The following is an 11,593-nucleotide window of genomic DNA, read 5'->3' on the forward strand; positions in this document are numbered from 1 at the left end:
CGCGGAGACACCCATGTGCGTTCCCTTCTCTATGAAGCCGCGGTAGTGATCCTGACACGCAGCCAGGCCGACAGCGATCTGCGTAGATGGGGTATAAAACTACGCGAGAAGATTGGCTTCAAACGCTCCGCGGTCGCTGTCGCCCGCAAACTCGCCGTCATCATGCATGCGATGCTTCGCTCCGGTGAGCTCTTCAACAGGGCGACAGCCACCACCTAACTCTCTAGCTCTGTAACGCCCATGGCGGGAAGAGGCGTCCCTGCCGGGACCGAGGCTGGTCCATTCCGTTAAGACCGTTGCACCACGAGTTTGCTCGGAGCGTGCGAGACATACATTGGAAGGACCCGTCCCGCGAAGCACCATAATGCGGCGACCCATGTCGACCGCGTAGACGACCATGCTCTCGGCAAACAGCCTCTCACACCTAAAAAGGCGCTTGCAAATCTCGCTATTAGACGACGGTCTAACTGTTCAGCCGTGTCCGGTTAAAGACGTGTATGTTCGAAAGCCGACGCTGAGGCGCGAGTATTCCGTCGGCGGGGCCACGCGGTGCACATGGTTTTCCCGTCTTTCAAGCAAGGTCCGCAAAAAAAGTCTTTGGTGGCACGTCGATTGCAAGGACACGGTAAAGGACCCGCACGACCACGGCGGTCTCCCAGTTGTCGCCGCAGGAGTTCAAATGAAACTTCCTCGATTGGTCCAAATCAATACCATGGACGCTGCACTGTTGAGTGCGTTCCCGCCTAAACCTTCGCCCGCGTCGACTGGGAGCCAGCGACTCCGGATCGCTGATCGAAATGCACTGCTTCGCCAAGAGAAGACAGCGATGTAGCGCGAACGCAACTGCCATCGCGCCTTGCCGTCCCACGAAAGCCAAAGGAGGTCCTAAAGATGCACGTGCCGAGCTATTCCGAGGCCTTGGAAGCTGCGATCGACCGCTCGTACGACATCAATCTAGATATGTTGAGGTCGCGAAATTTGCAGCTTGACACGTACAACGATTATCTCGTCGGCACATATCCTCCCCTCAAGGCAATGGGCGACCTCAATGCCGAACAGTTGTTGGCTCAGGTTGCATCGTCAATTGACCTATATTTCCACATTCCCTTCTGTAACCAGTATTGCACCTTTTGCCACTTCGGCAAGGAAATCAATCCATCCTCCGAGCGAGTGGAACGATATTTGGCGGCCCTATATAAAGAGATGAGTTGGTCAGACGCAGCGCTTGATGGCAGAGCTATTGAAACTGCTTTTTTTGGCGGTGGCACTCCCTCATTTTTGACCAACCATCAACTCAAAACGCTATTTGATATGACGAACAAGCGCTTTGATCTATCGAAATCCGAAGTAAGTTTCGAATTGCATCCCTCCCTTGTAAAGCATGTGGATGCTGCGGATCGTGTATCCACTCTACTTAGAGGCGGCGTAAACCGCTTCGTTCTGGGCGTTCAAACTCTAGATCGGAACATTCTGCGCATATTAAACCGCGGGCACGGTGTGGAGGAGGTGATACAACTCGTAAAATTACTGAATGAGATGGGCGTTGAGAACCTATCCCTTGACCTTATGTATGGGCTGCCGGAGCAAACGCTCCGGAGCTGGTACGACTCACTTATCGGCTTATTGGACATGGGAATAGAGAAGTTCAATATATTCCCATTGATGTTCAAATCGACGGACCCCGTAGCCCGCCAATTGGCTAGTGGACGATATCAATTCGCTGGGGCTAAGGAGCGCATCATAATGCATTTTATGGCAGAGCACATCCTCACGAGGCTTGGCTATCGCCATGGGCCGATTTTCTATTGGACTAAGAGGTCGCAGCCGCACTCCGTTCAACAGCGCCGTAAATACGATTCCTGGAACGACAATAATCTTGTCCCGTTTGGAGTTGGCGGATTTGGCTACATGAGTCAGTGCCAGTTCTATAACGAGGCAGATTTGGATCGCTATCTGTCTAGAGTTGAAGCGGGCGAAAAACCAGTGTGGAAAGGTGCTGTACTGTCGCAAGACGATCTCATTCGCAGAACAATAATGTTTGCCTTGCGAAGCAGCGGAGTGTTGCTCTCTCGCTTCGAGCAGGAATTTGGGGTTTCAATGGAAAAATACTTTGGCCGCGAGATTAAAACCTTAATGGAGGCGGGACTCGTCAGCATCTCAAACGATGGCGTGCTTTCGTTAACTGCAGCCGGCATTATCAATTCGGGCGCTGTATCGCTGCTATTTTTCTCGGACAATGTGCTTGAGCGGGTCGCGTACAACGATAGCAGGATAACAGACAAACGAACAGATCTGCTCGAAAAACACGATTACTCGCCGGCGGGAAGATACGGGTCAAGTGCAGAAATGCAAGCTGTCTTTCGGTGAAGTCGGGGGGCTCGTCAATGGTCGTTAGGTCGTCCTTTTCTGTCCCGGACCAGACGCCCCATCGGGCGCAGGGGATTTTTTCTCATCTGACCGACAGCATTGATCGCCGGCAGCGAAAACGCCCGCTTGGGATTGTTAGCGATTTTGTCGCCGACCAACTCCCGCACTATATTGCGGAGATCAAAGGTAGTGAACGGCCAGATGAAGCGGTCAAGGCGCTTGGGCATAACATTAACGCGATGATAGCGGGAACGGACTATGAGGCGCACCTACTGAATCTGCCCCAGTGCGAGTTTGGGGTGGCTAAGACAGACATCCAGTATCTCGTCAATTGTGCTTATCAGATGTCTGCGTTTGCTGGCCTTCATCCCGTCGATGCCGAGTTAACGGTGGGAGAGTCGCTAAGGCGTATTGCACGCTTAAGTTGTCAGCGGCAGCCCAGCATTGATGTTCTCTCCTATGAAGATATGATCCTTACCAATCCGCTGGAGAGCGATCCTCGCGTATATTGCCTCGGCTCAGCTGGGGTCGAGGAGCGAGATTTTTGCCTGGGTCATCAACTCATTGAGAGCGACTTACAGTCGGCAATGGACGCTCTACTTGAGTTGCGTGACGCGGTCGGGGCGGATGCGCGCCAGTGTCTTGCGCTGTGCGTGAAGTCCCTGGAGGCGGCGAATTATGTTCTGGCGCGCTTTTATGAACATATGTCGCCCGATCTATTCGGCGAATTTCGTATGTTCTACGGAAAAAGCCCTTACAAGGATAGGCTTGGCCCAAGCGGCCGTTTCTCTGCCCGGATCGTGGCGGTCTCGGTGCTACTGATCGGTGAAGAACTCTTCCACCAGAAACCGCAATTTTATAGGGATGTATATCGGCTGTCAGAGTACTATCCGCAGGGATGCATTCACGAGGTGTTCCGCTGGTTGTCACCAGACAAGGGGAGCGCGGGGCTCCAGCCAAGCTGGCTAGAAGGAAAAGCGGACTTTCCTAAGTTTGCAACCATCTTGCCCGTCTTGGAGCGCCACGGCAGTGAAATCAGAAAGCTGCGCGCGTCTTGTGTTTGTGCGCTGGATCGGTTTACCCGGATGCACCGCAGTACGGCATTGAAATATACGATTGAACCGGGTCGTCCAATCGTCGGAGTTGAGGCGGCGGAAAGCGTTGAGGCTGTACTTTCACAGCGGCTGTTAACGGCGGCGCATCAAAGCTAACGGCGGTACTTGCCTAGGTAAAAACATATCATGATGCCACGCACAGGCGTCCGACACCAGAAAGGTGATGGTCGATGTCTCAAGACGAAGTGATCTTTCGTCGGTTCGAGACAGGGGATGCCGATGATGTATGGCATCTGCATAGAAGCGCATCTGAGGCTGTTGGTGTGTGTGGTCCGCAAGGGGTGTGGGAGGATGATTTACGCAATGTCGGAGAAGTATACATCGCGTCAGGCGGAGACTTCGTAGTTGCCCATATTGGCCCCCAACTCGCTGCTATGGGTGGATTGAAACCTATTAACGACGGTGTCGCAGAGCTGAAGCGTATGCGGGTCGATCCCGCCTTTCAACGACGAGGGCTTGGAAGGAGGATTCTTAGTGAACTGGAATCGCGAGCCGTTGCTCTGGGATTCAAGTGGATAGTGCTCGACACGACAACCATCCAAATAGGGGCTCAAAGAGTTTATGAGACGGCTGGCTATATTCGCCGCAGGGAAGGGATGTTGCACGGATATGCAGTGATCTTCTACGAGAAGCGGCTCGCCGGCCAGGATGACTGTTGATTTCTGCTGAGAAATGACCCGGGATTTTCACCGAGAGCTGACCCGCCTTTTATGTATGTTTCGAGTTTCGGGTTGAGGTCGAGTTTGGGGGCCTCTCCTTTCGGTTCGTGGGCGGTGCTGTTTTTGAAGCGGAAGCTGTCGTTTCCGGTTTCGAGGATGTGGCAGTGGTGTGTGAGACGGTCGAGCAAGGCCGTCGTCATCTTGGTGTCACCGAAGTTGTCATGATGCCTCCAATGAAAGAACTCAAGGGACAAAGCACCCTCTTGCGGTGCCGCTCCTTGGGTTCGGTTTGCGTTCTGACCGGCGTTGGGGGCCGGTCGGCTAATATTTCCCTGCGCGCAGAGCTGACCTTGCTCTGCGGTTCTTGAACCATTCTCCAATCCGTGACCCTGATGCCGTTGTCTCTTTGGCTTCGGTCACATAGTGGCGTTCGGCTCCCGGCTTCCCATTCTCCTTCAGGAGCGCAACCCGGCGCTGCCGAGCTCGCTAAGGCGTCATCAGGACAGTCGGGATATCGTGGACGCGCATTCCTGGCTTTCGATTGCCCACATCTCTTGCGGGGCATGAATCATGCGTGATTCCTTGTCTGGCACCGAATCGCGGAGGACGGTGCCATGGAGGGAACGGCAGACGCATGGTTTGATCGTGAGCTTAGCGCGCGGTTTCGCCCGACTGCAGTCAAAACCGGGACCACACGGGATCCGAACATCGGCTCGTAGTTCCAAACATGATCGATAAATGCCTCAGCCAGAAACAGATACCATCCGAACGTATCCCGGGAATCGAGGAGCCGCCCTTTGACGTCAGGGTCGGTCATTCCATAGGCGCGTCGGTGTAGGAGCACGAAAGCTGCGACTCGCCGGGCATGCCATTCCTCTTCCGGCATCAACGACTTGAACCAATCCATTGCGGCTCGGAGGTCCGGGTTGTCCGGCCACTCTGGTCCGCGCGGTTTGGGTGGGCCGAAGACGCCGTCGGGCAGTTCCGGCGGATTGTCTGGGGGGCGCGTTGAGGAAATCTTCTCTTGAAAGGGCCACGATTAAGTTAGCCCCTTTAACCGCGCAGCTGGATACGGTGCCGTATCTGCTGGTAAATCTGTATGTTGGCCTCGTGCGCGACTTCGACGACGAGCGCGAATCGTTGGCTTGCAAGCTCTGTCGCCCATCCGGATTCGCATCGCACCACGACGTAGTAGCGGTCGCCGTAGTTTGAAATGTCCGTCTTGAACGTGGCCACGGCCGATTGCAGGATGCTCTTTCCCCGAAGCTGCGGGCTTGGAGCCATCTTGCACTGGAAGCGTCCGGCGATTTCCGGCACCTCCTCATCGCGCGGGCGCCGCTTGTAATGCTCCGAAATCAGTGCAGGCTCGCAGCCGCGCACCAGACGGAAACTCATACCAACGCAACGCCGGCGTAGTCGTTCCGGCTATGCCGAACGGGTGGATCGAACGCGAGCGTAATCTTTATTGTTCGACGACCATTGGTGCTCTGGAAAAGTTGCGGTATTGGCAACTCGTAGATCGCGAAATGATCGATCGCAAGCTCATCCTCTGCATAAAGGACCACGCGCGCATCGTCGGAGAACGCGGCATGTTCCAGTTCGACCTGTCCGTAGCCGCACACGCTTCTGATGGCCTCGTCACCCAAAGGCGCCAAGCGCGCTTGAGCGGCTTCAGGAACTGCGGCCGACGACGCCAACAACGCACGGACGAGATTGGCGGACGCGTCGGGAACGCGAGTTAAGATCTGCGCAGCTTTGAACGCAAGGATCGGTGCGGCATATGAAGTGCCGGAGCCGCTGGTAATTAGCTGCTCTACGGGGCGATGATGGAGGGTCAGGAGGCCCGCGCTGGCGACATCGCGGCCGTCGCGAAGCCGCTGAACAAGGGGATCGAGCACCATCGTGCCGCCCAGATCGATAAAGTCCGGTTTGATCGATCCCTCGACGCCAGGTCCAATCCGTGTGAAAGGTGAAGGCTCGCCCTCCTCCGTGATGGGACGGACGGCGATCTCGGTGCCCAGACGTGCATCCAGCCCATTGCCGTGCGAGATTGAACCTACGGTCACGACGTTGATCGCACCGGCCGGTTCAAACAGGCGATTTCCTTCTTCCGTCAGATAGCGCGGGTATTCGGTTACAGCTTGTTCGATCCTATTGCCACCGCGCGGTGCCCGATTGCCTGCAGAAACTATAATGACGACGTCGAGCTCCCGTGCGAGTTCATCCAGCGTGGCTGCCCAGGTTCCCACCTTTCCGCCGTCGTAGACGCGCTTCGTATCGGCAAGGGCAATCACGAAGAGCCGGCACCCAAAGCGTGCATTGAGCGTCGCAACTGCCTCGCGCATTTGCGACGGTACGAGCCGACGATCGTCGAACTCACCTCTTTCGTTCACGACCTTGGCGGCGCAGAGCCGCGCGCCTCGAGCCAGCCCGCCGTTCGCGAGCTGCGCGCGAAGATCTCCGAATACAGCCACGCCGCCGACCCGCGTGCCATGGCCCCATTCGTCCGCCGTACCCAGCCGCTCGGGAACCCCGATGGCGCCGACCAAGATGTCTTCGATCAGCGGGTGGTCGTTCACGCCGCTGTCGATGATGCCAATCAGGGGAGCATCGTCACTGAGCGAGTCGAGTTGAGGAAGGTCGCCAAGTTCGAGGCGCAGGGCGTCAACCGTGGCGACATCCGGCACCGGAGGCAGATCGATGCTTGCGATCTCCTAGAGCGAAAGCAATGCCCGGAAGACCGCTCCACTGGCGCGAACGCGTGCCATGGTGATCGAGGGGCCGATGTATTCATCCAGCCACTCACCGCCTAGGGCGACCACGTATGCCTCAATCTCGCCCAGCTTGCGCTGGCGAAGCTCGCGCCTTCCGAAATCCCAAAGCTCGATGTCGGCCACCAATTCGGGAACTGCATCGAAGTCGCTTGGTTCTACGAATCCATCACTCCGCAGGCGCAATCCGATTCGGTCCATGGGTTCCACCGTTCCGATCGATTCAATTGAGGCGACGAAGTTTGCATAGGGAGCTCCAGCTTGGCCGGCCGGTATCGGACCGCTATAGGCAGCAACCCGCGCTCGCAAGTCGCGCATTTCATCGTCGGAGGAAAAGAGCACAAGCGTACGGTCGGCATCGCTGGAAAGGACGGTAAGGCCAAGGGCCTCCCAGTCGCTCTCCAACAGGGATCCCGTCATTCGGACACGTAGGATAAGCGATGGATTGACCGCGTCAGGAGGACGGCGTCGCTGCTGGGTTGCGACCGCCTGGTCGAGCTCGGCGGTAATCCGCCTGCCGTGTTGCTGCCGATCGCGAGCAGGAGCGGCGCCAAAGCCAGGGCGCTTGCGACGTTCGAGTTGTTCCGGCAGCCTCACCAGCCGCAAATGATCGTACCGCGCCATCGGAATGGCGCCTTACGGTTGTGTGGCTAGCTGGGATCGGCCTGCTCGGCGACGCTTCTCGTCGAGAAGTGCGGTGTTCAAGTCCTTCTCTCGCACTTCCTTGCGTTTCTCGATTACGGCGGCTTTCATAGCCTGTATGCAGACCCGCTCGATCTCCGCGTACGAGAAACAGTCAAACTCCCTTGCCCGCGACGTGACATCAAATGCCGTCGGCACGTTACGAAACTTCATCCGCAGGTAGCGCTCAACCAGCTGGCGGTCAGGCTTGCCGAACCAGATAACTTCATCGAACCGGCGCCAGATCGCGGCGTCGAGCGCGTGGTCTAGATTCGTGGCAGCTATGAGGAAGCCCTGCGGTTTGAGTCGATCAATGAACAGCAAAAGGCTGTTCACGACCCGGCGCAGTTCGTTGTGTTCGCTGGAATCATCACGGGACCGTGCGAGCGCGTCAAACTCATCAAGGAACAGCACGCAGGGCTGTTTCCGTGCGAAATCGAAAATCTTGCGCAAATTCGTCGCCGTCTCACCTAGGTAGGAAGATATCAGCTGGTCGAGCTTCACCGCGTACATCGGCAGTCCCAGCTCCGCAGAAAATACCTCCGCACAGATCGTTTTTCCGCAGCCAGGAGGACCGCAGAACAGGAGCTTGGACCTGACTGGTAGACCTCTACGCCGAATGTCATCTGCCCGTCGAAATTCCTTCAGCAAGCCGATGAACACGCGGGTGTTGGCCGCGCTCAAAATGACGTCTTTGGTTGTGTGGATGGGCTCGACCCGCTCCACCAAGTCCTTGGCGGCTTCGGGAAAAGGAATGAGCGGCGCAAGCGACCGCATGGGTTGCGGTCCCTTTGGGGCCGGCCCGCTTTCGAGCGTTTTGCGGAGGCTACGCGCCAGGACCTTGTTGTTTTTCTGCTCTTCTTCGATGATTATCTGTTCGGCGACGGCCCGAAACTCGTCGTCGCGACCATAGCTCGCCAGCAATTTCTTCATTAATTCACCGCGAGCCATTCACTATTCCTTATCTATCGATCGTCCTAGTTGAACTACATCTCCGCGCTGCGGAGCTCCAACGCAGCTGCACGGGGTGGCAGAATCGACCTTATAACAATTTACTAGCGAATCACGCCCGTCGGAAGCGGTCATGTGTCGTTTGGGTATTTTGCCAATGGCTCCGCGATGGCGCAGCGACGGATCTCGATACGCGTCTTAGCGCACAAGCCGAGTGCGCGTGCCTTACTGGTGATCGTGGGGCTCACAGGGGAGGGGCCCGCTCCTGAGTCGCGGATGAGGGCCTGGAAACGAACGGTCGACATCTGGTGCCGGCGCTTCCGCGGCAGGCTTGACTCTTCCTGCAAGAACGACGCTTTCAACTGCGCAATGCGCTCCTCGATTGCTCATCGGCGTGGGTGCAGCGCGCCGCGGTCGCTCGGTGTACAACTTCGACACACGAAGTTATTCTGCGAGCCAACAGCGCGCTTCGCAGGAAGTGGTCGAATAATTTTCTTGGTTCTGTCAAGGGGTGGGGGATAGTCGACTTTGGCCGCGGCTTTCTTGGATTTCGAGTTCATAACGGAAAGTGCTGTTCGTACGCCGCCGCGCTTTTCGCCGGGCTGGCTTTTTCCTTAGCCAGCCCTGCGCTCGAACCTGCAAGGGCCGATCCCAGCCCGGAGCAATGCACCTGCGATGTTCCGGACGCCAACCCACGCACTGGCGCGCAGGTGGTGAACGCAGCGAGCTGCGTACTTGAGCCGCGTTACCCGTGGTGTGACATTTATCTTGCGACGACTGAGAACACTCCCGCCCAGTCGACTCTTGTCGGGAGTCTGAAATCGGTTCCCGGCAGCAGCGATCCGCAAGCCCTTCGCGCCATTCTCATCCCTATGTTCGAGCAGTTTGTCAGCTCATCCCCTCAGACATCGCCGGAGCTCTACGAGGTTCGCAAGAATGACGCGGGCGTGATCGGCGCGGTGATCGACAAGAACTACGAGCAAATCGTGGTCTGCATCCAGAACTTCGACAAGCGGGAGCCTGTCAGTCAGGAAATGCCGGATGCGCGGTGCAGCGTCGGCCAGGAAAGCAAGTGGCTCAGGATCATCCTTCTTGTCGAGGGCCGAACCTACATCTTCCTCTTTTCGCCAAACGCCTAACCGCCATGCCGGACGACGACAAGTTCGATCCGCAAAAGTGGTTCGGGGAATTTCTGGACAATCCCCGCAAGGCCATCGTTGCTCTCGCATGGGCACTTGTTGCGATCGCTGTCGTCGGTATAGGCGGCGGCATCGGAGGATGGTTCGGAGACCGGGCGCAGGAAGTCCTGTCCGCCGCGTGCGCGTCGGTTCACGTTTTGCACGAGCCCCGAGGAGGAACAGGAGTAACCCGGCGCGATTGTATTTTCGACCCAAGTGAAAAACTGCCTTATTGGCAGGATCGCGCATAAATTCAGGGACTGGAGTCCACCACCGATCTGGGAGAACGGCGCGGATCGGCTCATCGTCTGCACCGACGCGTCACAGCCGGCCATCAAATCCGACATGCCTGAAAAGCTTCAAAAGCTCGTGCCCGGCTGCTTGTCGGTAAAGCGAGATGGCGCAGTGTGCGAAGAAGGAGACTGGGATATTTCTCCGGGTATTCCGACTGCAGCCGCGCCGGCAATTCCCGGCTCGTTTGCCACGGCCCTTCTTCAAACCAGCCACGTAGCTCGTGGGTGACCCCTGCAAATGGATCAGGACGCCGCCGTTCCCGCTTCTGTTTTATTTTCGGCTTCGCAGTAGGTCGTATTTCGCCCTCCCTCCACGTGCGGAACGTAGACCGACCATCGTCAAGCTGTCGCCGGCTGATGTGGCCGGCAAGGTTGCTGACGCTGGAAATCACGCAGGAGATCAGTCCTCCGCTATTGCGGGCATGAACAAATCGTCCTGCCGGCATCGTAACCTCAACTCCGCTTAGATAGTGGTGTGCGAACCAGGCTATCACCCCGAGCCGTTCGTGATCGATATTATCACCGCCACGCGAAGCGCTCACGGATGCGTGGTCGAACCTCTATGCCCGGCTACGCAGTCCGCCCATGGGGCTGGGCGGCCAGCGTCCGATTGACCTGCTGAAATCGCCCGTGGGCAACAGCTCGTCGAGCACTTTCTCGCCCGCCTCGAGTACTGGGTGTATCAGTGACCCTTTTCGCAGGGCGGGACTCGCCTGGACCGGCGATTGGGCACTCGGACTTGATCGGAATCGGGTGAACCTCCATATTGGACCGGCCGCCAGTTTTCAGTCGCGGCCCTTTCCATGGATGAGGCCGATCAGGCCGCCTGACATCCATTTTGTTGCATTTTGCTGGGTTCGCCAGGCCGAGAGGAAATCCTCGATCGTCAGACGCTACCCTGGTTTTTAAGGAGCTGCCACGTGAACGATTCGCGCATTCCCGAGACGGTCTTGAAAGCAATTTCCGAGGGGACGCACATCGTCCGGGCATACCGCGAGCACCTGGGCTACTCGATTGAGGAAATGGCAATAGCCTGCGGACTTGCCGCCGAGGAGATCGAAAACATCGAGTCCGGCCTGAGATACAACAAGGGCTATCGTGACCGGATCGCGAGGTCACTGTCCTTGCCTGCCGGAACATTCGACGAGTTGTCGGACGTCTCGGATGCTGCGTGATGTGTCAGCTAAAATTTGCAGCCATCTGGCGATGCCGTCCTGCTGGTGCTCAATATCTCGCTGGAAACGCTGAATCCTGAAGAGCGCAAGGCAATAGCTTCTGCAGTGTTGGCCTACTGGACCAATTTCGACGGCAGGATTCCTCGCGTCTCGCCGTCGGAAAAGGAATGGCTTTCTCGTGAATTGAACACTCAGGACGCAGGACGATTGGCAGAAGCGGTCAATTCGAAGGGATATGCTCTCTGGACACTTGAGGGACTAACCTCAAAACTGTCTCGATCTGTTTGGGCAACTGTGGAGCGCACCCATCGGCAGCGTGAGCTTTACATGTGGATGAAGGAGGGAATCGCGCTCACGGCCGTGTTGATGATCTCCGACGAGTTCCCCTTCTGACTGCCTGCCT

11 protein-coding genes and 2 pseudogenes are annotated in these 11,593 nt (G+C 57.0%); 7 read left to right on the forward strand and 6 right to left on the reverse strand.

The genetic code is table 11. From position 1 onward, the window contains the following. The 4 genes and pseudogenes from F3H98_RS25755 to F3H98_RS25770 form a co-directional block, all read left to right on the forward strand. A pseudogene (locus F3H98_RS25755) lies at positions 1-219 on the forward strand (IS110 family transposase); the annotation flags it as partial. A 672-nt stretch (positions 220-891) separates the two neighbouring features. Beyond that, complete coding sequence (locus F3H98_RS25760) at positions 892-2,367, forward strand: coproporphyrinogen-III oxidase family protein (RefSeq protein ID WP_188130560.1); 1,476 nt, start codon at positions 892-894, stop codon at positions 2,365-2,367. 17 nt (positions 2,368-2,384) lie between these two features. Continuing rightward, positions 2,385-3,578 (forward strand): hypothetical protein, encoded by a 1,194-nt coding sequence (locus F3H98_RS25765; protein WP_149763199.1) that lies wholly within the window; start codon positions 2,385-2,387, stop codon positions 3,576-3,578. A gap of 74 nt (positions 3,579-3,652) precedes the next feature. Beyond that, entirely contained in the window at positions 3,653-4,141 is a 489-nt protein-coding gene (locus F3H98_RS25770; protein WP_149763200.1) for a GNAT family N-acetyltransferase, read from the forward strand. Here the strand turns inward: F3H98_RS25770 and F3H98_RS32600 are convergent. From F3H98_RS32600 to F3H98_RS25790, 5 genes and pseudogenes are all read right to left on the reverse strand, one after another. Continuing rightward, a pseudogene (locus F3H98_RS32600) lies at positions 4,105-4,359 on the reverse strand (ATP-binding protein); the annotation flags it as partial. The gene F3H98_RS25770 and the pseudogene F3H98_RS32600 overlap by 37 nt on opposite strands. An 835-nt stretch (positions 4,360-5,194) precedes the next feature. Continuing rightward, positions 5,195-5,536 (reverse strand): hypothetical protein, encoded by a 342-nt coding sequence (locus F3H98_RS31915; RefSeq protein ID WP_244621902.1) that lies wholly within the window; start codon positions 5,534-5,536, stop codon positions 5,195-5,197. Further along, positions 5,533-6,828, reverse strand: a complete 1,296-nt coding sequence (locus F3H98_RS25780; protein ID WP_244621903.1) for a S8 family peptidase — start codon at positions 6,826-6,828, stop codon at positions 5,533-5,535. The genes F3H98_RS31915 and F3H98_RS25780 overlap by 4 nt, the downstream gene beginning before the upstream one ends. A 27-nt stretch (positions 6,829-6,855) precedes the next feature. Beyond that, positions 6,856-7,536 (reverse strand): hypothetical protein, encoded by a 681-nt coding sequence (locus tag F3H98_RS25785; RefSeq protein ID WP_149763201.1) that lies wholly within the window; start codon positions 7,534-7,536, stop codon positions 6,856-6,858. 12 nt (positions 7,537-7,548) lie between these two features. Next, positions 7,549-8,544: an AAA family ATPase gene (locus F3H98_RS25790; RefSeq protein WP_149763202.1), complete on the reverse strand. Its 996-nt coding sequence runs from the start codon at positions 8,542-8,544 to the stop codon at positions 7,549-7,551. Between the two features lie 713 nt (positions 8,545-9,257). On the opposite strand from F3H98_RS25790, the gene F3H98_RS25795 reads away from it, so the two are divergent. Further along, positions 9,258-9,683 (forward strand): hypothetical protein, encoded by a 426-nt coding sequence (locus F3H98_RS25795; RefSeq protein ID WP_149763203.1) that lies wholly within the window; start codon positions 9,258-9,260, stop codon positions 9,681-9,683. Here F3H98_RS25795 and F3H98_RS25800 read toward each other — a convergent pair. Beyond that, on the reverse strand, positions 9,680-10,069 hold the full coding sequence (locus F3H98_RS25800) for a hypothetical protein (protein ID WP_149763204.1): 390 nt from the start codon (positions 10,067-10,069) through the stop codon (positions 9,680-9,682). The two genes, F3H98_RS25795 and F3H98_RS25800, sit on opposite strands and share 4 nt — an antisense overlap. Positions 10,070-10,935: 866 nt before the next feature. On the opposite strand from F3H98_RS25800, the gene F3H98_RS25810 reads away from it, so the two are divergent. Both F3H98_RS25810 and F3H98_RS25815 read left to right on the forward strand, forming a co-directional pair. Continuing rightward, positions 10,936-11,190: a helix-turn-helix domain-containing protein gene (locus tag F3H98_RS25810; protein ID WP_149763205.1), complete on the forward strand. Its 255-nt coding sequence runs from the start codon at positions 10,936-10,938 to the stop codon at positions 11,188-11,190. A gap of 15 nt (positions 11,191-11,205) precedes the next feature. After that, a complete protein-coding gene (locus F3H98_RS25815) occupies positions 11,206-11,583 on the forward strand; it encodes a hypothetical protein (protein ID WP_149763206.1) in 378 nt (125 codons plus the stop codon). The last annotated feature ends 10 nt before the right edge of the window (positions 11,584-11,593 follow it).

Source organism: Neomesorhizobium albiziae (assembly GCF_900114255.1).
GTDB classification, from domain to species: domain Bacteria; phylum Pseudomonadota; class Alphaproteobacteria; order Rhizobiales; family Rhizobiaceae; genus Neomesorhizobium; species Neomesorhizobium albiziae.